General features: G+C 70.9%; 24 protein-coding genes. 11 read left to right on the forward strand and 13 right to left on the reverse strand.

Annotated elements, in window-relative coordinates:
* Nucleotides 1-199 precede the first annotated feature (199 nt).
* Nucleotides 200-577: an SdrD B-like domain-containing protein gene (locus OOZ19_RS20590; RefSeq protein ID WP_266091770.1), complete on the reverse strand. Its 378-nt coding sequence runs from the start codon at nucleotides 575-577 to the stop codon at nucleotides 200-202.
* Nucleotides 578-859: 282 nt separating this feature from the next.
* On the reverse strand, nucleotides 860-1,414 hold the full coding sequence (locus tag OOZ19_RS20595; RefSeq protein ID WP_266091771.1) for a tetratricopeptide repeat protein: 555 nt from the start codon (nucleotides 1,412-1,414) through the stop codon (nucleotides 860-862).
* 221 nt (nucleotides 1,415-1,635) lie between these two features.
* Here OOZ19_RS20595 and OOZ19_RS20600 point away from each other — a divergent pair, with 221 nt between their 5' ends.
* Both OOZ19_RS20600 and OOZ19_RS20605 read left to right on the forward strand, forming a co-directional pair.
* Nucleotides 1,636-2,511 carry a helix-turn-helix domain-containing protein gene (locus OOZ19_RS20600; protein ID WP_266091772.1) on the forward strand — a complete coding sequence of 292 codons (876 nt, stop codon included), beginning with the start codon at nucleotides 1,636-1,638 and terminating at the stop codon, nucleotides 2,509-2,511.
* Complete coding sequence (locus OOZ19_RS20605; RefSeq protein WP_266091773.1) at nucleotides 2,493-2,702, forward strand: DUF397 domain-containing protein; 210 nt, start codon at nucleotides 2,493-2,495, stop codon at nucleotides 2,700-2,702. Before OOZ19_RS20600 ends, OOZ19_RS20605 begins: the two co-directional genes overlap by 19 nt.
* Before the next feature lie 379 nt (nucleotides 2,703-3,081).
* Here the strand turns inward: OOZ19_RS20605 and OOZ19_RS20610 are convergent, their stop codons facing one another.
* The 4 genes from OOZ19_RS20610 to OOZ19_RS20625 form a co-directional block, all read right to left on the reverse strand.
* Nucleotides 3,082-3,342, reverse strand: a complete 261-nt coding sequence (locus tag OOZ19_RS20610; RefSeq protein WP_266091831.1) for a DUF3817 domain-containing protein — start codon at nucleotides 3,340-3,342, stop codon at nucleotides 3,082-3,084.
* A gap of 5 nt (nucleotides 3,343-3,347) precedes the next feature.
* Nucleotides 3,348-3,806 (reverse strand): hypothetical protein, encoded by a 459-nt coding sequence (locus OOZ19_RS20615; RefSeq protein ID WP_266091774.1) that lies wholly within the window; start codon nucleotides 3,804-3,806, stop codon nucleotides 3,348-3,350.
* Between the two features lie 174 nt (nucleotides 3,807-3,980).
* Nucleotides 3,981-4,610, reverse strand: coding sequence for an SAM-dependent methyltransferase (locus tag OOZ19_RS20620; RefSeq protein WP_266091775.1), 630 nt, complete (start codon nucleotides 4,608-4,610; stop codon nucleotides 3,981-3,983).
* A 25-nt stretch (nucleotides 4,611-4,635) separates the two neighbouring features.
* Nucleotides 4,636-5,658, reverse strand: a complete 1,023-nt coding sequence (locus OOZ19_RS20625; RefSeq protein ID WP_266091776.1) for an NAD(P)/FAD-dependent oxidoreductase — start codon at nucleotides 5,656-5,658, stop codon at nucleotides 4,636-4,638.
* Nucleotides 5,659-5,821: 163 nt separating this feature from the next.
* Between OOZ19_RS20625 and OOZ19_RS20630 the strand changes: the two genes are divergently transcribed.
* Nucleotides 5,822-6,817, forward strand: coding sequence for a PQQ-binding-like beta-propeller repeat protein (locus OOZ19_RS20630; protein ID WP_266091777.1), 996 nt, complete (start codon nucleotides 5,822-5,824; stop codon nucleotides 6,815-6,817).
* Between the two features lie 120 nt (nucleotides 6,818-6,937).
* Here OOZ19_RS20630 and OOZ19_RS20635 read toward each other — a convergent pair whose 3' ends face one another.
* The gene (locus OOZ19_RS20635; RefSeq protein ID WP_266091778.1) at nucleotides 6,938-7,924 is read right to left on the reverse strand and encodes a malate dehydrogenase; all 987 of its coding nucleotides are present in this window, start codon (nucleotides 7,922-7,924) and stop codon (nucleotides 6,938-6,940) included.
* Nucleotides 7,925-8,286: 362 nt separating this feature from the next.
* On the opposite strand from OOZ19_RS20635, the gene OOZ19_RS20640 reads away from it, so the two are divergent.
* From OOZ19_RS20640 to OOZ19_RS20650, 3 genes are read left to right on the forward strand one after another with little or no spacing between them, the layout of a single operon-like run.
* Nucleotides 8,287-10,359, forward strand: a complete 2,073-nt coding sequence (locus OOZ19_RS20640) for a putative bifunctional diguanylate cyclase/phosphodiesterase (protein ID WP_266091779.1) — start codon at nucleotides 8,287-8,289, stop codon at nucleotides 10,357-10,359.
* A 47-nt stretch (nucleotides 10,360-10,406) separates the two neighbouring features.
* Nucleotides 10,407-11,123: a GAF domain-containing protein gene (locus OOZ19_RS20645; RefSeq protein WP_266091780.1), complete on the forward strand. Its 717-nt coding sequence runs from the start codon at nucleotides 10,407-10,409 to the stop codon at nucleotides 11,121-11,123.
* Nucleotides 11,124-11,163: 40 nt separating this feature from the next.
* Nucleotides 11,164-11,961, forward strand: a complete 798-nt coding sequence (locus OOZ19_RS20650) for a GAF and ANTAR domain-containing protein (RefSeq protein WP_266091781.1) — start codon at nucleotides 11,164-11,166, stop codon at nucleotides 11,959-11,961.
* A gap of 190 nt (nucleotides 11,962-12,151) precedes the next feature.
* Here OOZ19_RS20650 and OOZ19_RS20655 read toward each other — a convergent pair whose 3' ends face one another.
* Together OOZ19_RS20655 and OOZ19_RS20660 are read right to left on the reverse strand one after the other, a co-directional pair.
* Nucleotides 12,152-13,384: an erythromycin esterase family protein gene (locus OOZ19_RS20655; protein WP_266091782.1), complete on the reverse strand. Its 1,233-nt coding sequence runs from the start codon at nucleotides 13,382-13,384 to the stop codon at nucleotides 12,152-12,154.
* Between the two features lie 366 nt (nucleotides 13,385-13,750).
* A complete protein-coding gene (locus OOZ19_RS20660) occupies nucleotides 13,751-14,032 on the reverse strand; it encodes a hypothetical protein (protein WP_266091783.1) in 282 nt (93 codons plus the stop codon).
* 291 nt (nucleotides 14,033-14,323) lie between these two features.
* Here OOZ19_RS20660 and OOZ19_RS20665 point away from each other — a divergent pair, with 291 nt between their 5' ends.
* A complete protein-coding gene (locus OOZ19_RS20665) occupies nucleotides 14,324-15,040 on the forward strand; it encodes a 3-keto-5-aminohexanoate cleavage protein (protein ID WP_266091784.1) in 717 nt (238 codons plus the stop codon).
* Nucleotides 15,041-15,090: 50 nt separating this feature from the next.
* Here OOZ19_RS20665 and OOZ19_RS20670 read toward each other — a convergent pair whose 3' ends face one another.
* Together OOZ19_RS20670 and OOZ19_RS20675 are read right to left on the reverse strand one after the other, a co-directional pair.
* On the reverse strand, nucleotides 15,091-15,480 hold the full coding sequence (locus OOZ19_RS20670; RefSeq protein WP_266091785.1) for a YunG family protein: 390 nt from the start codon (nucleotides 15,478-15,480) through the stop codon (nucleotides 15,091-15,093).
* Between the two features lie 37 nt (nucleotides 15,481-15,517).
* The gene (locus OOZ19_RS20675; RefSeq protein ID WP_266091786.1) at nucleotides 15,518-16,168 is read right to left on the reverse strand and encodes a class I SAM-dependent methyltransferase; all 651 of its coding nucleotides are present in this window, start codon (nucleotides 16,166-16,168) and stop codon (nucleotides 15,518-15,520) included.
* Nucleotides 16,169-16,486: 318 nt separating this feature from the next.
* Between OOZ19_RS20675 and OOZ19_RS20680 the strand changes: the two genes are divergently transcribed.
* Nucleotides 16,487-17,920, forward strand: a complete 1,434-nt coding sequence (locus tag OOZ19_RS20680) for an amino acid permease (protein WP_266091787.1) — start codon at nucleotides 16,487-16,489, stop codon at nucleotides 17,918-17,920.
* 55 nt (nucleotides 17,921-17,975) lie between these two features.
* Here OOZ19_RS20680 and OOZ19_RS20685 read toward each other — a convergent pair whose 3' ends face one another.
* Complete coding sequence (locus OOZ19_RS20685) at nucleotides 17,976-18,884, reverse strand: LysR family transcriptional regulator (protein WP_266091788.1); 909 nt, start codon at nucleotides 18,882-18,884, stop codon at nucleotides 17,976-17,978.
* Between the two features lie 72 nt (nucleotides 18,885-18,956).
* On the opposite strand from OOZ19_RS20685, the gene hisD reads away from it, so the two are divergent.
* Genes hisD through OOZ19_RS20700 form a run of 3 tightly spaced genes read left to right on the forward strand, consistent with a single transcriptional unit; the run spans nucleotide 18,957 to nucleotide 22,304 of the window.
* Entirely contained in the window at nucleotides 18,957-20,291 is a 1,335-nt protein-coding gene (hisD, locus tag OOZ19_RS20690; RefSeq protein WP_266091789.1) for a histidinol dehydrogenase, read from the forward strand.
* Entirely contained in the window at nucleotides 20,288-21,487 is a 1,200-nt protein-coding gene (locus OOZ19_RS20695; protein WP_266091790.1) for an ester cyclase, read from the forward strand. Before hisD ends, OOZ19_RS20695 begins: the two co-directional genes overlap by 4 nt.
* A 22-nt stretch (nucleotides 21,488-21,509) precedes the next feature.
* Complete coding sequence (locus OOZ19_RS20700; RefSeq protein WP_266091791.1) at nucleotides 21,510-22,304, forward strand: nitrilase-related carbon-nitrogen hydrolase; 795 nt, start codon at nucleotides 21,510-21,512, stop codon at nucleotides 22,302-22,304.
* Between the two features lie 67 nt (nucleotides 22,305-22,371).
* Here OOZ19_RS20700 and OOZ19_RS20705 read toward each other — a convergent pair whose 3' ends face one another.
* Nucleotides 22,372-23,040: an HpcH/HpaI aldolase family protein gene (locus tag OOZ19_RS20705; RefSeq protein ID WP_266091792.1), complete on the reverse strand. Its 669-nt coding sequence runs from the start codon at nucleotides 23,038-23,040 to the stop codon at nucleotides 22,372-22,374.
* Between the last annotated feature and the right edge of the window lie 32 nt (nucleotides 23,041-23,072).

Consider the following 23,072-nt stretch of genomic DNA (forward strand, 5'->3'; position numbering starts at 1 on the left):
AGGGAAAAGTGCTCCCACCGTCGCCGGGTCATTCGCGTCGCCAAATCGTTCACGGCCGTTTCCCCGTGTCGGACCTAGCCGCCGCAGCGGTGTGTAGCCGATGGCGCCGAGCGGGGCGAGCGGGTGATCCCGGGGAACGTCGCGAGCACCGGTGCCGCGCGCCCGGCGAGGACCGAACGCGCGGCGCGGTTTCCGCGCTCTACTGGACGCCGAAGTCGTGGCCGAGGTCCACGCCACCGTTGCCCAGCGAGCCCCCGACGGCCCACGGTGTGGTGTGGGTGTGGCCTTCGCCGTAGAGCTGGAGCGAGTACTTGCCCTTCGCGGTGATGTCGGCGAACCGGTAGTACCCGTTGTCGTCGGTGACGACCCTCGCGGCGTCGTCGGGGAAGCTGACCGGGGCGAAGCTCACCTCGAACCCGGCGGCACCGGTCTCGTCCGCCTGGCGCACGCCGTCACCGTTGGCGTCGAAGAAGACGTACCCGGACATGGTGCTGGCCGGCTCCTCGGCGTAGGCGGGAACTCCGGTGACGGCGAGCAGCAGCGGCGCCGCGATGGCAGCGGCCAGAACACTTCGCACGATGTCCTCCTGATTGGGACGGCGATACCGCCGTCATTCCAGTGGCCGCCGCGCTGCGGCCGGGTTTCATCAGTAGGACGCCCGTGACGCGGAGCGGTTGCCCGGATTCGGCGCAGCGCACGAGGAAGTGCCGGGTTTCCACCGAAATTGCGCCGTTCGGCGGAGGAAGCTTCGTCGCAATGATCGACTCGCGTTGCGCACTGCCTCCGTCGCCCTGTGCGGGCGTGACGCCGCGCTACGCGGGTCTTGCCAATTCGGTTCGCGCAGCACTCAGGCGGAAGTTCAGGCGAAGTAGCCCGGCAAGGAGAGCAGAGCGAGCATTTCCGGAAGGACCAGCAGGATCGCGGCGACCATGCATCCGCCACTCCCGCCACCGGTGCCGGATCGCGAAGAAGCACGATCTCCCAATTCGTCCAGATAGCGAGCGTCGGCACGCCGTCGTTCGACGCCGGCCGGCCCTTGTTGCAGCCGCTCTTTTGCTTGCCAGTGGCCGGGCTGCTGTTGAGCCGCCGCCTTGCTGAACCACGGCACCGCGGCGTTCCAGTCGTTGAACTTGTCCGCGTACAAGCGGCCCAGGGCGAATGCCGCCCACGTGTCCCCTCGGTCCGCGGCCTTCCGATACCAGGAGTCGGCTTCGACGAAGTCGCCGCTGTACTCCGAGCGGCCTTCCAGTTGGGCCTGGACGCGCCCCTCCAGCAGAAGCCCCAACCGCGACATCGCCTCGACCGATCCGGCGGCAGCCGCCTTGCGGTACGACCGCTCTACCTCAGGTGAGTCACCCACGTTCCCGGACGCTTCCAGTTGGCGTCCAGCCGTGTACATCTCATCTGCGGTCACACCGGAAGTGTGGCACGGATGCGCTTTGCCGAAGTCCGATTCACCTCAACGCCCCAACGGCCCGTCCGCGATTTCCTGAGCGCTACGAGGATCCCGGTTTTGCGGGCCCGGCACGCGTTCCGGCTTTGGTGTGGTTGAGCAGAAAACGCCGCGCGGGGTCCGGACGTGACTGCTCCTGCGCATTGATCATGACCGTTTTCCGATATCGGGAGGTAGACGCCATGTCATCGCAGGAGATCACCGTGCAGGGGCAGGAACTGGGCATGTGGTTGCGGGAATTCCGCGTCGAATCGGGAATGCCGCTGGCCGAGGTGGCCGCTCGCATCGACGTCACGGCCGGTCAGCTCAGCAGGGTCGAGCACGGGCGTCGTCACCCTCGAGTGGAGACGGTCACCGCGCTGCTGGCGATCTACGGGATCACCGGTGCGCGGCGCAGGAGCACGGTGGCGTTGGCGCGGGAGGACGGCGGGGACGGCTGGTGGCACCGGGACCGGCCGGACTTCCCGGAACGTCAGCGCACGCTGATCTCGTTGGAGTCGCGGGCCGCGAGCATCGTTGGTTTCGAGGGGATGCTCGTGCCGGGCCTGTTGCAGACCGGCGAGTACACCCGTGCGTTGATGTCGCAGTCGGGCCTGGTGGCGCCGGATGAGGTGGAGCGGCGGATGGTGACGCGCCTGCACCGGCACCGGGTGCTGCGCCGCGACGATGCGCCGACGCTGGTCGCGATCATCGACGAGTTGGCGCTGCGGCGGGTGGTCGGCGGGGTCGACGTGCAGCGCCGCCAGCTCGAACATCTGCTGGAGTTGGCGCAGTGGCCGCGCATCCGGATCCACGTCGTCACGAACTCGGGCGCGCACGCGGGGGTGAACGGGTCGTTCTCGTTGCTGCGACAGCCGGAAGGGCCGGACGTGGTGTTCTTGGAGAACTTGACGTGCAGCTTGTTCGTCGAGGATCCGGTGGAGATCGCGACGTACGAGACGGCCGTCCGGGAACTGTTGACCCAGGCCCTCACTCAGACACAATCGAGTGAGGTGATTGCCAGCCTGGCAACAGCGATGGACGCGGAGGCCGACAGCACGTGGAGCCCACCGATTTAACGCACCTGACCTGGCACAAGAGCAGCCACAGCGGGACGCAGGAGAACTGCGTCGAAGTGGCCCGCACGCCGAGCTTCGCGGCCGTGCGCGATTCGAAGGACCCCAACGGAACGGCATTGCGGTTCGCCCCGCACTCGTTCGCGGTGTTCCTCCAAGACCTCCAGACCCGCGACGAGGACACCCGCACCTGATCACCGGCCGCGGCGTGAAGGCCGCTCCCGATCACGGGCATCGGATGAAGTGAACGGGCCGTTCGTCCAGTCTCGTTGGGCGAACGGTCCGTTCACTCGCTCCGGCGGAGCTCGGCGTGCCGGAGTGCTACTGGATGCTGGAGTGCACGGTTCTTTCGCCGCCTTTTCCGGTGAGGGAATCGCCGACGGCTCGGGGTGGTGCTGTCGTGTCCGGCTCGGTCGAGCTGGAGGCGACACCGGAAATCGCGTTGGGTTCGGGTTCGGCGTCGGCGGGTGCTCCGGTGGCGGCGAGAAGCAGGGGCGCTGCGACCAGCGCGGACAGGACGTGTCGCACGGAATCCTCACACCTGCCGGCCGCCGCCGGGCTCGCCTGGGCGGATCAGCGCTCGGTCGCGGTGTGCTGCAGGCGCAGGGCGAGCAGGCCGCCGATGGCGGGCAGGAACGCGGCGAGCTTCGCTCGGGTGGGGGCGCCGGTGGTGAAGGTGGCGGCGATGGTGATCAGGTAGGCGCAGCCGTGGATGGGTCCGGTCGCCGAGGACACCGCGGGCCAGTGCACGGTGGCGAGGTTGGCCAGCAGCACCAGCAGCGACGCGGCTTCGGCGTAGGCGGCGGTGCGCAGCAGGCGGAGATCTCCGCGCATGGTGGTCACGCTCCCGTCGTCGAACCGGGGCGGATGATCATGAGTACGGTCACGGTGGCCCACAGCAGGTTGAAGATTCCGGTGCTCGTGCCGAGTTTCGCGGGCAGCCGGGACGCGGTGAGCGCTTCGGTGTCGGCGGTGAGGTCGAGGGCGCGGCGCTGCGCGGGCAGGATCGAGGCGGCGAGCACGGCGGCAGCGGCGGCGGTCAGGGCGATCGAGGTGATCAGCCACGCGTCGCCGAGCACGCCGAGTTGCAGGGCGGTCGCCAGGCCGAACACGGGTACGGCGATGCCCAGCAGCGAGTACGCGCGGCACAGGCGGTGCAGGGCGCGCAGCACGGTGATCGCGCCGGGGTCGGTGGCGGCTTGGCGCAGGTAGCGGGGGAACGCGCTGCCGGCGACGGCGACGGGGCCGACGGCCACGATCGCGGCGATCACGTGCACGCTGAGCAGGAACTTCGTCACGGGGGCTCTTTCTTCCGGTGGGGACGGAAAGAAACCTAGCCAGTCGCGGGAGTGCTTCGGCAGTGGCGTGATCGCCAGGAACCACCGGATTCCGGCCAGGGACGGTTCGCTGCGGTGTTGGGGGAGCCGATCGTGTCGGCCGGGCATGGGGTGCGCGGCCGACACGGTGCCGTCTCAGGGCAGGCGGCGGATCTTCACGGTGCTGTCGATGCGGGTGGTGTCGGTGCCGTCGGGGCCGGTTTGGGTGCGTTCGTGTTCGGCGCACACCTGCACGTCCCACTGGCCTTCGGGCAGGTGCAGGGCGTCGAGGACTTCCTGCGGGGTGGGGAAGTGCACGTCGGGGTGCGGGTCGGTCTCCCATGCGGGCACGCCGCAGTGGCTTTCGACGAGCAGCGTGCCGCCGGGGGCGACGGCGTCGGCGGCTTTGCGCAGGACTTCCTCGCGGGGCAGGTCTCCCCAGGAGTGCAGGAACTGCGCGGAGACGAGGTCGTACTCGCCGTCGGGGAAGTCGGTGGCGAGGTCGAGTTCGCGCCACTGGATGCGGTCGTCGAGGCCTGCTTCGGCGCTGCGGGTCCGGGCGCGTTCGAGGGCGACGGCAGAGAGGTCGACGGCGGTGACCTGCCAGCCGCGGGCGGCGAACCAGAGGGCGTCGCCACCTTCGCCGCTGCCGAGGTCGAGCACTCGGCCCGGGGACAGGTCGGCTGTTTCGCTGACGAGGGCGGTGTTGGCCTGCCCGCTCCAGCGGTGCTCGTTGCCTTCGTACATCTCGTTCCAGCGCTGCACTTCGGCGGTGCGGTCGTTCATGGTCGTCTCCTGTTCGGGGTGGTGGTCAGAGGCCGTGGCGGCGGTCGGCGAGGACGCGGCGACTGACGTCGCGTTCCTGCCGGGCGCCGAAGGGTTCGGTGGTCAGGGCAGTTCGGGTGTCGGTGTCGACGAGGTCGGCGTTGATGGCCATGGCGGCGCGCACTCCGGCGGCGGCGGAGCCGATGACGGTGTCCATGGGATCGGTGACGTTGCCCGCCGCCCACACGCCGGGCACGCGGGTCGCGCCGGTGGCGTCGGTGGGGATCCGGTCGCCGAGCACGACGCCGTCGCGTTCGACGGGTTCGGTGTGGAGGCCGAGGCCGGTGAACGGGTCGGCTCGGACGGTGAAGCGCGGCGCGGTGACCACCGCGTCGCAGGTGAGGATCTCGCCGTCGACGACGATGCCCCTGAGGTGGTCGTCGGTGGTGACGACGCGTTCGGCCGTTCCGGGGCGCGTGGTGATGCCGCGCGCGTGCAGGCGGGCGTGGTCGTCGGTGGTGAGTTCGGCGGTGTGCAGCAGCGTGATCCGGGGGCTCCACTGCCGCCACAGCAGGGCTTGGTGGGCGGCGAGCGGGCCGGTGCCGAGCACGACGATGTGCTGGTCGCGGGCTTCCCAGCCGTGGCAGTACGGGCAGTGCAGCACGTCGCGCCCCCACCGCGGGGCGAGGCCGTCGATGTCGGGCAGGTCGTCGGCGAGACCGGTGGTGATCAGCAGCCGTGCGGTGGTGATCGTGGTGGCATCGTCGAGTGCGACCTGGATGGTGCCGCCGGGGGTGCGGGTGGTGGTGGTCGCGGTGGCGTCGGTGAACTCGGCGCCGTAGCCGGTGGCTTCGGCGCGGCCGTCGGCGACGAGTTCGCGGGGCGGGGTGCCTTCGCGTCCGAGGTAGTTGTGCACGTGCCCGGCGGGGGCGTTGCGGGGTGCGCCGGAGTCGATGACCAGCACTCGGCGGCGTGCCCGCGCGAGGGTGAGGGCCGCGCTCGCGCCTGCGGCACCGCCTCCGATGATCACCGCGTCGTAGCGGCCGGATCTGGTTGTCTGCTCGCTCATGTGGGGTTCCTCCTCTACCGGCGAATACTCCACACCTGACCCGAATTTGACAAAGGTTCTTGCCGAACCCGCAAATTCGGAGTTGGCGCGTAGATCGGAACCGCGCGTGCCGCTGCTGCGTCGTAGTGGTGCACGAGCAGGACATCCGTCAAGGGGAGACGTCATGAAGTCCGCACTCCGCACCACCGCCACCGCCGCGGTGGGCACCGCCCTGGCGTTGAGCACCGTCACGTTCGTGCCGGTGTCCGCCGCGGTCGCCGCGCCCGCGGCGATCAGCTGCAACACCGATGCGGGTGGTGATTCCGGGTTCTACGACGGCGCCTCGGCGGGCGAGGTCTACAACGGCAAGTTCAGCCGAGGCCCCGGCATTCCCGGGCTCGGTTCGTACGTGCCCCAAGGGCTCACGACGTGGCACGGCTGGGACGGTGACGAGGACCTGCTGCTGATCACCGAGTACGGCCCGGACGGGCAGCACGCGCGCATCTACGGTGTCGATCCCGCCACCGGCGAGCGCGCCGGCACGGTCAACATCGCCGAATCCCACGTGGGCGGTATCGCCGTGGCACGGGGCTGGGTGTTCGTGTCGGGGCGCCAGACCGGCGACGGCGGGCACACCATCCGCAAGTACAAGACCAGCGAGGTCGCACAGGCGCTCAAGGCCGACGACGGGACCGTGCTCGCCCAGACCGGCGAGGCCCGCGAGGTCTACGGCGCGTCGTTCCTCGCCGCCGACGGCGACACCCTCTACGCCGGGAAGTTCAACGACTCCGGCCGCGACAGCATGCACGCCTACGCGGTGGCCGCCGACGGCACGCTGACCACCGGCACGAAGTACGAGGTGCCGACCAAGACGCAGGGGCTTTCGGTCGCGGCCGGGCACTTCTTCTACAGCACCTCCTACGGGCGCCCGAACCGCAGCAACATCTACGTCGTCGACGAAGGCGCCACCGACATCGACGTGGCGTCGACGAAGTGCTTCCGCGCGCCGAGCCTCACCGAAGGCATCACCGACCACGACGGCACCACGTACCTGCTGTTCGAGTCCGGTGCAGACGAGTACGCCGACACCGCCTGCAGCGGCGGCGCCCCCGACCCCTGCACCCGCAACGTCATCCCGAACCTGCACACCGCGAAGACCTCGGCGCTGCCGGACTTCTGAGCCGCGCCCCAGCCCGTGTGCGGGAGGGGACCGAACACGGGCTCCGGCGGCGGGCCCCGGTCCTGGGACGACGGAGGGGCCCTACCGGAATCCGGTAGGGCCCCTCCGTCAACGCACTGCTCAGACGAGGCCGAGGCCGCGCACCGCGTCGCGCTCTTCGACGAGCTCGTTGACGGAAGCGTCGATGCGCTGCCGGGAGAACTCGTCGATGTCGAGGCCCTGGACGATCTCGAAGCGGCCGTCCTTGGCGGTGACCGGGAACGACGAGATGATGCCTTCGGGCACGCCGTAGGAGCCGTCGGACACGACGCCCGCCGAGGTCCAGTCCCCTTCAGGGGTGCCGTTGACCCAGGTGTGGACGTGGTCGATCGCCGCGTTCGCCGCGGACGCCGCCGAGGACGCGCCGCGGGCCTCGATGATCGCCGCGCCGCGCTTGGCGACGGTCGGGATGAACTCGTCGGCCAGCCAGGACCGCTCGACCTGCTCGGCGGCGATCTTCCCGCCGACCTCGGCGTGGAACAGGTCCGGGTACTGCGTCGCCGAGTGGTTGCCCCAGATCGTGAGCTTCTTGATGTCGGTGACCGTGGTGTCCAGCTTCTGCGCCAGCTGCGACAGCGCCCGGTTGTGGTCCAGGCGGGTCATCGCGGTGAAGCGCTCCGCGGGGACGTCCGGGGCGTGGGACTGGGCGATCAGCGCGTTGGTGTTGGCGGGGTTGCCCACCACCAGCACCTTCACGTCGTCGGCGGCACCGGCGTTGATCGCCTCGCCCTGGGGCTTGAAGATGCCGCCGTTGGCCTCGAGCAGGTCGCCGCGCTCCATGCCCTTCGTGCGGGGCCGCGCACCGACCAGCAGCGCCACGTTGGTGCCCTCGAACGCGGCACGCGCGTCGTCGAACACGTCCACACTGCTCAGCAGGGGGAACGCGCAGTCGTCGAGCTCCATCGCGGTGCCCTGCGCGGCCTTGACGGCCTGCGGGATCTCCAGCAAGCGGAGCTTGATCGGGGTGTCAGCCCCGATGAGCTGCCCGGAAGCGATCCGGAACAGCAGCGCGTAGCCGATCTGGCCAGCGGCACCGGTGACGGTGACGGTGACGGGCGCTTTGGTCATAGGAGTGTCTTTCCTGCTCGCCGGACGGTTACCGACCGCGATGCTATCCCGCACCGACGCGCCCGCACGCGCGCCCGCAACGGATCACAACCCGCGTGTCCCCGAACCGATTCAGGCTGCGCTGACCGCACCGGCCGCCGCGGTGCTCACGACCACGCGCCCGCCGTGGCGAAGCCGCGACGCGGCCGACGAGCCAGGCGAGTGGCGCATCGCTGCGCCGCACGCGTGCGCTGCGCCGAGGGCGTGCGCTCGCCGCCGTCCACGGTCGAACGCCGGTTCCACCACGCGTGGAGAACGGCACGAGCTGGCAGCATCATCAGTACGGCTCGGCGACCCGAGCGGCGAGGAAGGGGAGGGCGCCGGTGTGTGACTCTGCCGCTGAAGCGCGCGCGGCCCTGGTGGAGGTCGCGAACGACCTGTGGCTGCCGGACGTGGCCGCGCTCGTCAGCGGGCCGGACGGCACGGTGCTGCGCGCCAGCGAGCAGGCCGCGGAACTCGCCGGCGAAGCCTTCCCCGAGGAGCTGGTCGGGCGGCGGCTGACCGAACTGCTGGTGCCCGACGGCGCGGCGTGGCGGCTGCGTTCGCGCGGCCCGAGCGTCAGCCTGGTCCGCACAGCCGTGTGGCCGCACGCGGAAGACGAACGGCTGCTGGTGACCGTCCTGCTGGACGTGTCCGACCTGGCGAGCGCACCAGCCCGACCGTCCTCGGACCAGCGGGTCTTGCTGACCGGGGCGCAGCGCAACGCCGGGCCGGAAGACCTGTCGCTGCAAGACGTGCAGCGACTGGCCCGCATCGGAACGTGGCAGTGGGAGCCGGACACCAACGTCGTGCTCCTGTCCCCGACGTTGCGCGAACTCACCGGCCACACCGCGGGCACGCGCATGTCGTTCGACGACTACCTGGACGCCGTGCACCCCGACGATCGAGCGTGGGTGCGCGACACCTGGTACTCGTTCGTCGCCCACCACCACCCGGTCGAGGTCGAACACCGGTACGTGCGGCCCGACGGCACGACGCGGATCTTCCGGTCGCACGGCTCGGCCACCAGGGACTCCGACGGCAACGTGATCCTGACCGGGACCACGCAGGACATCACCGAACAACGGGAGTCCGTCCCGGCGCTGCGATACCGGGCCACCCACGACGTCGTGACCGGACTGCCCAACCGCGCCGCCGTGCACGAACTGCTCACCACCCTGCTCGGCCGGTCCGACGCCGAAAGCCTCGCAGTGCTCGCCTGCCGCATCGACAACTTCAAACGCATCATCACCTCACTGGGCCACGACGCTGGAGACGAGCTGCTGGTCCTGCTGTCCCGGCGCCTCATCGACGGGCTCGGCGCGGAATGCACCGTCGCCCGCATCACCGGCGAAGACGAATTCCTCATCATCTGCTCGGACCTGGCCGCAGCAGGCGGGCTGGAGGCCTTGACCGGCCGCGTATCCGGACTCGTGCGCACCCCCGTGCCGGTGCGCGGCCACCTCCTGCACGTCTCGGCCGCGATCGGCGCCGCCATCCGCGACGACCCCCGAGGCGACGTCGAGGGGCTGCTGCGATTCGCCACCGCCGCGATGAGCCAAGCGACCCAGCACGGCATCGACCAGGTCCGCCGGGCCGAGCCCGCGCTGATGGCCTCAGCGGACCAACAGGTCCGCGTCGAAGGACAACTGCGCGAAGCGGTCCACCACGACGGGCTGCGACTGCACTACCAGCCGGTGCTGGCCGCCGACGGATCGATCATCGCCGCGGAAGCGCTGGTCCGATGGCCGCACCCCGAACGCGGCCTGCTCACCCCGGGCGCGTTCCTGCCGGTCGCCGAACGAGGCGGCCTGCTGCGCGAACTCGACCAGTGGGTGCTGCGCACGGCGCTGCGCGACGCCGCCCGCTGGCCGCGTCCGCACGGCACGCCCGTGAACATCGCCGTCAACCTCACCGGTCTCGTGCCCGGTGACCCCGCGTTCGGCGATGTCGTCGCCGAAGCCGTCGCCGAAGCCGGCATCGACTGGCACCGCGTCATCTTCGAACTGGTCGAGACCGAACTGGCCGACCCGCGCACGAACACCCGTCAAGGAATGCTGCGCATGGTCCGGCGCGGAGCCCACTTCGCCATCGACGACTTCGGCACCGGCCACTCCTCGCTGGCACGCCTCAAGCACCTGCCCGCCCAGCTGATCAAAATCGACCGCCAGTTCGTCGCCGGAATCGAACACGACGCCGCGGACCGGTCCATGACCCGCGCCATCATCGACATGGGCCACGCGCTGGACCGCCGGTGCATCGCCGAAGGCGTGGAAACCGCCGGGCAGTTCCACGTGCTGCGCGACCTCGGCGCCGACGCCTACCAAGGGTGGCTGTTCGCCCACGCGCTCCCCGAATCCGAGTTCGCCACCCTGCTCGGCCACACACCCCTGTACGTGCCTCCACCCAGCACCTGACCCGATACCGGGAACGGACGTACCGTCGAAAGCAGGAGCGTGAAGGGATGACCAGACAGGGACGCACCCGGCTGCAAGCACTGCTCGCGCTGGGCGACGACGACCACTCCAGCTCCATGCTGGAGCTGATCTGCACGCACGCGGTGTCCACGCTCGCGGTGTCCGGAGCCGGAATCACCGCGCTGTCCCACTTGGCCGACCGAACGCTGCCCCAACGCGGCCTGGTGCACGCGACGAACACGATCAGCCACCAGCTCGACAGCCTTCAACTCACCGTCGGTGAAGGTCCTTGCCTCGACGCGTTCAGCTCCCACGCTCCCGTCCTGGTCGCCGACCTCGCCGCCGACGGGGCGCGCTGGCCCGGATTCACCCCGGCGGCCCGCGAACTCGGTGCGGCTGCGGTGTTCTCCTTCCCCCTGCTCGTCGGCGCCGTGCGGCTGGGCTCGTTCAACGTGTACCGCGGCACGGCAGGCGCCCTCGGTGAACAAGAACTCACCGACGCGCTGCTGCTGGCCGAAGCCGCCACCCAGGCGCTGCTGGAACAGATCGGGGGACGCGGCACCGAAGACGCGATGTGGCTGACCGACACCCACACCGCCGTCCACGAAGCCACCGGCATGGCCGCCGCACAACTCGCCGTCACGATGGACGTGGCCCTGCTGCGCCTGCGCGCCCACGCCTACACCCACGAGCTGCTGGTCACCGACGTCGCCAAGCAGGTCACCGATCGGACGCTGCGCTTCGGCTCGGACAGGACCGGATGAGGCCGCCCCGTCACGCATGACGTGGAAAGGAAGACCCGTGATGAACGCGGAGCACGAACAACGCTTGGCGGAAGCCTTCGTCACCTTGGCCGACACCCTCGTCGACGACTTCGACACCCTCGATTTCCTCGGCACCCTCGCCGAACAGGCCGCCGAACTGCTCAGCGTCTCAGCAGCCGGGGTCGTGCTCTCCGACCAACGCGGCGGCATGGCCACCACGGCCGCCTCCTCCGAGCAGGCGCGCGTGCTCGAACTCGTCGCCGTCCAAACCGACGACGGGCCCTGCCGGGATTGCCTGCGCACCGGCACCAAGGTGACCAGTTCCGACTCAAGCGCCGAAACCGACCGGTGGCCCCGGTTCGCCGCCGCCGCCGAACAGCACGGCTGCCGGGCAGCCGCAGCCATGCCGATGCGGCTGCGCGACCAGGTCATCGGCGCCCTGACCTTGCTCAACGCCGAAGCCCAGGGCGTTGACGACACGAGCACCCGGCTCGGTCAAGCCCTCGCCGACGTCGCCACGATCAGCATCCTGCAGCAACGCGCCGTCGATCGAACCGAAATCCTCTCCGAACAGCTCCAAGCCACCCTCAACCACAACGTCGCCCTCGCCCAAGCCCGCGGGGTGCTCGCCGAACGCGGCGGCATCAGCCTGGCCGAAGCGCACGTCCTGCTGCGCCGGTACGCACGTGAGCACGATCAGCGGCTCTCCGAACTCGCCTACGGCGTCGCCGCAGGCGACATCCACGCCACCGCCCTGCTCGACCCCGTCGCACAGCCGTCCCGGCAACGCGCCGAAGCGGCACGGCCGGCCGCTCACCGCGACATCCGACCGGGATGATCACACCCGTCGTCGGGGGCAGGTCGCGCTCACCGAGGCGGGGAGCAACCCCGCGCGGACCGGGATCACTCCGGTCGCGGCGGCTACCGGGGGCGTCGCCCGTCGTTCACGCCGCGCCCAACCGGCGAACACCGCACTTCGCACCGCCCCGCCTCACCCGGCCGGAGACCGCGCGCCGCGCGACCGGCCGCTAGCGTTCGAGACCGCCCTCGGCCAGCACGAAATCGCTGGGGCGCACTCGCGGCACCTGCAACACCGCGTCGAAAGCGTCGACAACCGGTGTGGGCACGAACGAATCCGCGTGCCGGATCGACTGCGGGCCCTCGGACAAGCCCCGCAAGTCCGCCCCTGCCGCGCCCGCATCCGCCAGCCACGCCTCCGCGCTGCCCACGGCCGGGGAGGGCAGCGGCGACTCGTGCAGCCACAACCCGCCGGGCGCCGCGGCGTCCACCGACAGCCCCGTGGTGGTGCCCGCACCGCAGGTCACCGCCACCGGCCGGTAGCGCGTACCGAGCTCCGCGGCCAGGTGCATGCCCATCGGCACCATCGGATGCGGCATCCCTTCGAACGCCACGGGTGTGCGCTGCAGGTGCCCGTTGTGGACGAGCACCACGATCCGCGCGTCCGGGCCGTGCCGCTCCAGCAGCCACCGCACCGTTTCGGCCATGTGCGCGTCGCGCGAGGCCAACCGCCCGTGACCGGCGCCGACGGCGAGCAGTTCGCGCATGAACTGGTCGAGCCGCCAGGCGCCGCGCACCGCGTGCGCGGCCACCGCGTACCGGTCCCGGGCCGGTGCGGGCACGGTCGGGGCGAGACCGTCGAGGCGGGTGAGCAGTTCGGTGACGGCGGCGGTGGCCGCGTCACGGCCGGCGCGGTCGAGCCCGGCGTAGCGCCCCATCGCCAAGCCGCTGTGCACGGCCGCGTAGCGCGCCATGGCCTGCCGCGCCTCCGCCAGCAGCGGCAGCGCGTCCTGGTCGAGGTCCCGCAGCACGTCCTCGGCCAGTGACCACGCCTGTTCGGCGTTGCCCGCCGATCCGGGGACGTCGAGCCCGGCGAAGGTGACGTCGCCCCGGGACCGCACCCAGCTCAGCAGGTCTTGGACTTCGCGGGCCTCACCGAACCGGTACCCGAGGCCTCGGGTGGCGACGTCGGCCACGACGCCGGGGCCGCCACGCACCCACGGGTCGAGCGCGCGGGCATCGGCGAATCCCGATTCGATCGCGACCACGTCGAACCCGGCGCGCTCCACCAGCAGCCGCGCCACGCGGTGGCGCAGCAGCCCGAACTCGCGCACGTCGTGGTTGCTCTCGCCGACCGCGACGACGCGCGCGTCCCCGACGATGTCCAGCAACGGCGCGAGGTCGTCGAGCGGCGCCGCCGGATCCAGCGACTCCCACGCGAAACGAGCACCCGTCGAACTCATCCCCACCAGCTTCCCGCCGCCGCGCACGCGCACGGCGGCCCACCGCGAACAACCACCCGAAAAACCTGCTCGAACCTTGCTCGCCCCCGTGCGATCTCACGAGAGATCGCGGCGCCGGGCCACCCCGCGAGGAGCACATCAGTGCAGGTGAACCGGTGCTCGTGCTGGTCGACGGCGCTCGGGACGCGCTCGCGATTCCTCGCGAAAGCGCGGAATCCTCCGCAGGTGGCGCGGGGCCGCGAATCGGCGGGGGCCGGGTTCCTGCCGGACGCCCCTTCCCCTCCGGGCTCGCGATAGCGGAGGCTTGAAGATCCGTTCAGCTCGTCATGCCCGGTACTCAAACGCGCCGCGGCGTGGCGGCGCAACTCATTTGTCGCGGCCCGCCAAGTAGGCGGCGCCGCGCTCGGACAACCAGTAGGCCTGCCCGGAACGCACCAGCAGGTCCAGCTCCGCCAGCGACCACGCCTGCGATTTCAGCCGGGACACCGGGCGGTCGAGCTGCGCGGCCAGTTCGGCGGCCCGCACGCCGGGGCGGTCGCGCACCGATTCCAAGAACCACCGGGTCCACGGGCCGCGCGCCGAGGACACGTCCCAGCTCGCCAGCTGCCGGTCGATCGCAATCCGCTCGCGCGGACCCAACATCACCACACCACCACGCTAACGAGTGCGCGCGCGGCAGGTTGCGCGGCGGGGTGGTGGTACATCGGCGCACGTTCCCGATCTCGCGTCCGGGATCGCCAGTCGAGGTGCCGCCAGGCCGGTGACCGGCGGAACCGGCACCGCCGATGTTGCGCCGCCGCCACCCACCGCTGTCAGACCGAGGTCGCCGGTTCGGCCGGGACCGGTCGCCTCCGGGAACTGATCACGACACGCCACCAGCACGGCAACGACCCAGCGCACCGAATACCCCACCCCGCCGAAAACCGACACAATCGACGCATGCTGCAGGCCTGCCTCAACGGCGCCCGATCCCCGCGCGAGCACCACCACCTGCCCGTGCACCCCGAACAGCTCGCCGCCGCCGCGGCGGCCTGCACGGCGGCCGGAGCCACCGAGCTGCACCTGCACCCGAAGTACCCCGACGGCACCGACAGCGTCGATCCGCAGATCCTGGCCGCCGCGCTGCTCGCGGTTCGTGCGGCAGCGCCCGGAGTTCCCGTCGGCGTCACCACGGGGGCCTGGACCGCACCGGACCCGCACGATCGCATCGCCGCCATCCGAGGCTGGACCGTGCTGCCCGATCACGCCTCGGTGAACTGGCACGAACCCGGCGCCGACGACATCGCCCGCGCCCTGCTCGAACGCGGTGTCGCCGTGGAAGCGGGCCTGCGCTCGGGCACCGACGGTCCCGCGCACTTCCAGGACTCCCCGGCACGCGGGGAGGTGCTGCGGATCCTCGCCGAGATCACCGACCCCACCGCGCGCGGCGCGGCCACGACCGCGCGGGCGCACCTCGACCAGATCGGCCCCACCCGCACCCCGGTCCTGCTCCACGGCGCGTCCGCGGGGGCGTGGCCGGTGCTGGCGCTGGCGGTGCGCGAGAACCACGAGGTGCGCATCGGCCTGGAGGACACGCTGCAGCTGCCCGACGGCGACATCGCCCCGGACAACGCGGCGCTGGTCACGGCGGCACTGGCGCTCATCGGCCAGCGCTGAACCGCCGCCCCACCGCACCCGCGCATCGGGTTCACCGGAACCGTGCGCGCTCAAGCTCCGGTACGCGGTGCGACCAGGGCATCGAGCACCCTGCCGCGCAGCAACGCGTACTGCTCGTGCATCCGCGTCAACGGTCCCCGCACGATCACCACGCCCGCGCCGACGATCTCGTCGGCGGCGAACTGCTCGCGGGTCAGGTCCACTTCGACGCCACCGCCGAGCAGGTTCCACCAGTGGTAGTCCACCCACTCGCCACCCACCCGCACCTCGCCGCGCAGCAGGTCGCCGCCGAGCAGGTCGTGCAGCACCAGCGCCGTCACCCCGCACTGGCCGCGAGCGGGGTTGCGCGTCGACCACTTCGGCAGGTCCTCCGGCGCGCACGTGTCCGCGCCCCAACCCGCCCGCACCGCCCGTTCGAGGTCGCTCAAGGTCCACACCATGCGACCGTCCTAGCACCACGCCCCGACAACGCGAGGCTCACGCCGGGGGTCGTGCCACGCCCGCCACGAAGTTCCCGCACACCGGCCGCACCCGCGCCGACCAGCCCCAGCCGGTGAGGACGTCGGTGAGGGCGTCAGCGTCGTGGAACACCTTCACCACGCGGTGCTCACCGCCGTCGGCGAGCCGCCGCCGCACCAGCGGCACGTCCCCGTCGAGGACGTCCTCGAACGCGGCCTCCGGAGGTCCGTCGTCGACGAAGATCGCCGCGCCGCCCGGCACGAGCATCGACGCGACCCGCTCCCACCACCGCGCCAGCAGCGCCGGAGGCACGTGGGAGAGCCAGAACGCGAAGAAAACCACGTCATAGCGCCGCGGCGGCGACCACTCGAACAGATCGGCCTGGACGAACCGCACCCCGTCGGCGGCGCACCGGGCGCGCGCCACGGCCAGCGGTTCGGCCGCCGCGTCGACCCCGGTCACCGATCGCGCCCGAGCCGCCAGCCGCGCGGTCCACTGGCCCGTTCCGCACGCCGCTTCGAGCACGTCACCGGAGACGGGGAACTCGTCGAGCACGCCCAGCAACGCGCGCAGGTCGGCGCGTTCGGCGTAGGGCCGGTCGTACTCGGTGGCCGCCGCCCGGTAGTAGGCGAGCCGCTCGGCCAGCAGAGCGTCGTCATCGCTACCCACATCCCGTGAGCGTAGGACGCGGTCCGCGCCGGGCGTTGCACCGATCGGCACCACCGGGCCCCCGGACGCCTGCGGGGCCGAGGAAATCGCGCATCGGGTCCAGCGGTGAGCAGCACCGACGCACTCCCGGAGAAAAGTCCGGGAATCACCTCTGGTTCCGCGGCGGTGATGCGCCTACCGTGCCCCGTCATGCGCATCGCCTCGCCGCGCCGGTGGGCCCCGGCGAACCGGCTGCCCGCAGCCCACGCGCCACCACCGGCCCGCACCTGATCGCCACCACGTCCCACGCCCACCCTGGCGTTCCCGGCAGGAGCCCGCATGTCCCACGACACCCCACCCGCACCTGAGCCCGCCTCCGGCGGCGCGCTCACCACCGGCCTCAAGGGCCGCCAGATCACGATGCTCTCGATCGGAGGCGTGATCGGCGCCGGCCTGTTCGTGGGCTCCTCGGCCGCGATCGCCGAAGCCGGCCCCGGAGTGCTGGTGTCCTTCCTCATCGCCGCGACCCTGGTGGTGCTGGTGATGAAGATGCTGGGGGAGATGGCGGTGGCCAACCCCGACACCGGTTCGTTCTCCACCTACGCGGACCGGGCGCTGGGCCGGTGGGCGGGGTTCTCCATCGGCTGGCTGTACTGGTGGTTCTACGTGCTGGTGATCCCGATCGAGGCGATCGCGGCGGGCAACATCATCGGGGCGTCGCTGTCAGTGCCGACGTGGATCCCGGCGTTCGTCGTCATCGCCGTGCTCGCGGGCACGAACCTGCTGTCGGTGCGCAACTACGGCGAGATCGAGTACTGGTTCGCGCTGCTGAAAGTGGTGGCGATCATCGGGTTCATCGTGCTGGGACTGACCGCGATCCTCGGCTTGCTGCCGAGTTCGGAGGTCTCCGGCCCGGCGAACCTGTGGGCCCACGGCGGGTTCCTGCCCAACGGGAGCATCGCGGTGCTCGCCGGGCTGCTGACCGCGATGTTCGCGTTCCAGGGCAGCGAGATCGTCACCATCGCCGCCGCCGAATCCGCCGAACCCAAGCGCAACATCCGCAAGGCCATCAACGCCGTCGTGTGGCGCCTGGCGCTGTTCTACATCGGTTCGGTGCTCGTCGTGGTCCTGCTCGTGCCGTGGAACGCGCCCGGCCTGGAAGCGGGCGGCTCCTACCAGGCCGCGCTGGAGACCATGAACATCCCCGGCGCCGCGGTGATCATGGACGTGGTCGTGCTCGTCGCCGTGTGCAGCTGCCTGAACTCCGCCGTCTACACCGGGTCGCGCATGCTGTTCTCCCTCGCCCGCAGGGGAGACGCGCCGCGGTTCGCAGGCACCACCGGACCCAACGGCACTCCGCGGGCGGCGGTGCTGGCCTCCACGGTGATCGGCGCGGTCGCGGTCGTCGTCAACTACGTCGTGCCCGAGCTGTTCGGCTACCTGCTGGCCTCCAGCGGCGCCATCGTGCTGATGATGTACCTCGTCATCGCCGTCACCCAGCTCGCCACCCGGCGGGCGATGCGGGCGCGAGGCACCGAATCGCGGCTCGAATCACCGATGTGGGCGTTCCCGTACCTCACGGTGCTCACGATCGCCGGCATCTCGGGGATCCTGCTGGCGATGGCGATCCTGCCGGGCAAGCGCCTGGAGCTGTGGCTGTCCATCGGCCTGGCAGTGGTGCTGGTCGTGTGGGGCGTCGTGCTGCAACGACGCGGGCAACCGACCACCCCGGCACCGGCCGCCGTGGCCCCGGAACGCACCGGCACCGCCTGACCCCGGTCCGGGTTCCGCGCCGCGCACCCGCCGCGGAACCCGGACCACGCCGGACTCACCGGTCGCCGTCTCCGCGGTGCAGGATCATGCGCTGAGCGAGGCGGGCCAGTTCGCGCGTCGCGGGCGACAGCGCCGTCGACTGCTTGCGCACCAGCGCGATCGTGTCGTGCACCGGTTCGCGGAACCCCACGATGTGCAGGTTCGCCGGGCACGCCGGGCTCTCCGCGACCGCGCCCGCCACCACGGTGTCACCGACGCCGCGCTGCGCCAGCGACAACGCCGACTCGACGTGCTCGACCTCGATCCACGGTTCGAGCTTGAGCCCGGCCAGCTGGGCCCGGTCGGCCAGCTGCCGCCGCGTCGGATCCGACCAGCCGTAGTGCGCGTCGTAGAGGATCAACCGGCTCTCCGCGAGATCCGCGATCCCCAGCGGTTCCCGAGCGCGGGCGGCATCGGCGGTGGCGAAGTACACCTCGTCGCGCAGCAGCGGAGTGACCTCGAGACCTTCGTCATCGATGGGCAGCACCACCAGCCCCGCCTCCACCGTGCCCGCCGCGACCGCCGCGGCGACCTCCACCGAGTTCAACCCGATCAACCGGATCCGCACGTCGGGGTAGCGGTCGTGGAACCGCTGCGCCAGATCCGACAGCAAGTAGTACCCGGCGTTGCGCAGCAACCCGAACGTCGCGACACCACCGTGCAACGACCGCACCGAACGCAGCGCCTGCGCCCCCTCATCAGCGGCGGCCACCGCCTGCTCCGCATGCCCCAGCAGCGCCTCACCCGCCGCGGTCAGCACCAGCCGCCGCGCACCCCTGGTGAACAACCGGGTCGCGTGCTCGTCCTCAAGCTTGCGGATCAACTCCGACACCGACGCCTGCGCGATGCCCATCGTGGCCGCAGCCGTGGTGAACGAACCGGTCCGCGCGGCGAGCACGAACGCCCGCAACTGCTTCAACGTCACAGGAAAACCCTATGGCACGCGCAGGAACTTCTCATCTTGTCCTGTGCCAGGACGGTTCGTAGTGTTCGCGCCATGCGCTTCGCCCCCTCCCTGCTCAGCGAACTCGGCGGCTCCCACCGCATCCTCAAAGCACCCGCCCACGACGGCCCCGCCGCCCAACGCGAACCGGCCGTGGTGCAACGCGTCTCCGACATGCTCACCACCATCGAACGCGACGGCATGGACGCCGTGCTGCGCTACGCCCGCGAACTCGACGGCTGGACCGACACCCAGGTGGAGCTCGACGCCGCCACCATCAAGCGCAGCGGCGACCACCTCACCCCGGCCCACCGCGAAGCGCTCGAACTCGGCGCCCAACGCACCCGCGCCTTCGCCCAAGCCCAACGCGACCACCTCCAAGACTTCGAAACCGAACTCGCCCCCGGCCTGATCACCGGCCACCGCTACGTGCCCGTGCAGCGCGTCGGCGCCTACCTGCCCGCCGGACGATTCCCCCTGACCGCAGGCGCGTTCATGACCGTCGGCGTGCCCAAGGTCGCCGGAGTCGACACCGTCCTGGCCTGCCTGCCACCCGGCCGCGACGGCACCCCCGACCCCGCCGTGCTCTACTCCGCGCACCTCTCCGGCGCCGACCACGTCTACGTCCTCGGCGGCGTGCAAGCACTCGCCGCGATGGCCTTCGGACTCCTCGGCGAACGCCCCGTCGACATCCTCGTCGGCGCGGGCAACGCCTACGTCGCCGAAGCCAAACGCCAACTGTTCGGCACCGTCGGCATCGACCTGCTCGCCGGCCCCTCCGAAGTGGCCGTGCTCGCCGACGACACCGCCGACCCCGAACTCGTCGCCGCCGACCTGCTCGGCCAAGCCGAACACGGCATCAACTCCCCGGCAGCGCTGATCACCACCTCCGAAACCCTCGGCCACGCCGTGATCACCGAAGTCGAACGCCAGCTCACCACCCTGACCACCGCCGAAATCGCCGGGCCCGCCTGGCGCGACCACGGCTCGGTCACCTGGGCCGCCGACGCCGACACCGCCGTCGCCCTCATGGACGACCTCGCCCCCGAACACCTCGAAGTCATCACCGCCGACGACGCCCACTACCACCGGGCACTGCGCAACTACGGCTCGATCTTCCTCGGCCCGTGGAGCACCGTCGCCTACTCCGACAAAGGCATGGCAGGCACCAACCACGTGCTGCCCACCGCCGGCGGCGCCAAGCACAGCGCAGGCCTGTCGGTCTCCCGATTCCTCAAACCGCTGACCTACCAGCGCATCGCCGAACACGCCACACCACTGCTGGCCGACGCCGTCGACGTCATCTCCGACTACGAGCAGATGAGCGCCCACCGCGCCACCGCCACCATCCGCACCGAACGCCACCAGAAGGGAAAAGACCAGAAATGAGCGGCAAGTCCGACGAGCACAACACCGAGACCGCCGCCCTGGTGGCCTCCGCGCCGCGCACCACCGGGCGCGGCGCACCCGAAGGCACCATGCACCCGCCCGCACGCACCATGCCCACCGACCACAGCATCCGCGTCGACTCCGGCCACGGCGCCGACGAACCCCAGCGCGTGGCAGGGGAGCGCAGGCAACCGATGCGCGGGTTCGAAGACACCTACACCGACATCGTCGACTACATCGTCCGGATCACCCACCGCATCTGGGAAGACCAGGACGTCGGCTACATCTACGACACCTACAGCCCCGGCTGCCGCCTGCACGGCGACAACGGCTACTCCTACGGCGTCGAACAGCTCGTCGACGGCACCATGCAGTCCATCAACGCGTTCCCCGACTGCCGCCACTACGCCGACGACGTCATCTGGGCAGGCGACCAGGACCAAGGATTCGTCACCTCCCACCGCGCCATCAACATCGGCCACCACACCGGCCCGTGGCGCTGGGGACCCCCGACCGGCCGCAAACTCGACACCTGGGTCATGGCCAACTGCGTGGTGCGCGACAACGAGATCTACGAGGAGTGGGTCCTCTACAACACCGCCGCCAAACTCCAGCAACTCGGCATCAACGTCGTCGACGCCGCCCGCACCTACGGCAGCGAAGGCGGCATCGCCCCGCTGACCGCCCGCCAGTTCAGCGAACCGCTGCGCCTGACCGGAGGCCGCAAACCCGAACCGCTACCACTGCCCACCGGCGCGTTCGACGTGGAGCAGACCGTGCGCGCCCTGTTCCACAACGTCTACAACCGCCGCGACCTGAGCATGTTCGACCGCGTCTACGCCGACGCGGTGCGCTGGCACGGCACCACCAACCGCACCGGCCGCAACCGCTCCGACGTGCGCGGCATGGCCCGTTCCCTGCTGGCCACGTTCCCCGACCTCGGCGTCGCCGTCGACGAGGTGTACTGGATGGGCAACGAAGCCGACGGCTTCAGCGTCTCGGTCCGCTGGTCGGGCACCGGCACCCACCGCGGCTACGGCCTCTACGGCACCCCCACCGGGCGCCGCGCCCACCTGTGGGGCATGTCCCAGCTGTACTTCTCCGGCGGGCGCATCGTCGAGGAGTGGTCGCTGTTCAACGAATTCGACGTCCTCGCCCAACTGCTCGCCGACGAACCACCGGCGCAACTCGGATGACCCCACGACACCCGAGGCGACCATGACCCGGGTGCACTGCGCCCAGCTGGCCCCGCGCGTGGCCGACCTGCCGCACAACCGCGAGTTGTCGGCAGCGGCCGTGCGCGGGGCCGCCGCGCGCGGCGCCGACGTCATCGTCCTGCCCGAACTCGTCACCTCCGGATACCGGCTCAACTCCGTCACCGAAGCCGAATCCGTCGCAATCGACGCCGACGACCCGCTGTTCACCGAATGGGGCCGAGCCGCCCCGAACTCCGTGGTCGTGGGCGGATTCTGCGAACGCGGCCCCGACGGGACGCTGCACAACAGCGCCGCCGTCCTCGACCACGGCACGCTCGTCGCCGTCTACCGCAAAACCCACCTGTGGGACGAGGAAAAACTCCTGTTCACCCCAGGAACGACCCCACCACCCGTGCTCGACACCGGCCACGGCCGCATCGGCGTGCTCATCTGCTACGACCTCGAATTCCCCGAACTCACCCGGAAACTCGCCCTCGACGGCGCCGAACTGCTCGCAGTACCGACCAACTGGCCACTGCTGCCACGCCCCACCGCCGAACGCGCCCCCGAAGTCGTCATCGCCATGGCCGCCGCCCGCGTCAACCACCTCGCCATCGCCTGCTGCGACCGCACCGGAACCGAACGCGGCACCCACTGGACCGAAGGCACCGCCATCATCGACCAGCAAGGCTGGGTCCGCGCCGAAGCCGACACCACCGACGCCGCCCACACCGACCTGGACCTGCCCGCCTCCCGGGACAAACGGCTCACCCCGCACGCCGACCTGTTCGCCGACCGCCGCCCCGAACTCTACTGACCCCGCACGACGAAAACGGCCCACCGGAACGCACCGAGCGATCCGATGGGCCGTTTCCACGCCCACCTCAGCCCGACTCCGAACCCGGCCGCAACGACCGGAACGCGTCCAACAAGATGTGCGCGAGGTTGTACACCACGAAATCCGCATCCTCACCCGCACCCGCCCGCGCGCTGGACACGATGCTCATCACCGCCGCACCCGCCTCCCGCGCCCGCCGATGCACCTGCTCCTTCGCCCGCCCCACAGCGGCATCACCCGGCGGCACCCCGAGCGACACCGCGAGATCGGCCGGACCGACCCACACCGCATCCACCCCGTCCACCGCCACGATCTCCGCCGCGTTCTCCACACCCAACGCGGTCTCCACCATCGCGATCACCAGCACGTCCTGCGCGGCACGCAGATGCTCCGCCGCCGTGACCGCACCAAAACGACCGGCCCTGCTGTAAGTCGCGAAACCCCGCTCCCCACGCGGCGGATAATGCGCCGAACGCACCACCTCCCGCGCCTCGGACGCCGACTCCACGTGCGGCACCACAATGCCCTCGGCACCCAGATCGAGCACCCGCAACACCTGGTTCGCATCCGCACGCCCCACCCGCACCAACACCGGCACGCCATGCGCCTGCGCCAACGCGATGTGCTGCTGCAACACCACCAGATCGTCCGGACCGTGCTCGCAATCCACCAACACGTAATCCAACTCGGCGATCCCCGACAACTCCACCAGCATCTCAGCGGGCAACCGCAGAATCCCACCGCGCA

Origin of the sequence: Saccharopolyspora sp. NFXS83, assembly GCF_026241095.1 — a bacterium.
In the GTDB taxonomy this organism is placed as follows: domain Bacteria; phylum Actinomycetota; class Actinomycetes; order Mycobacteriales; family Pseudonocardiaceae; genus Saccharopolyspora_C.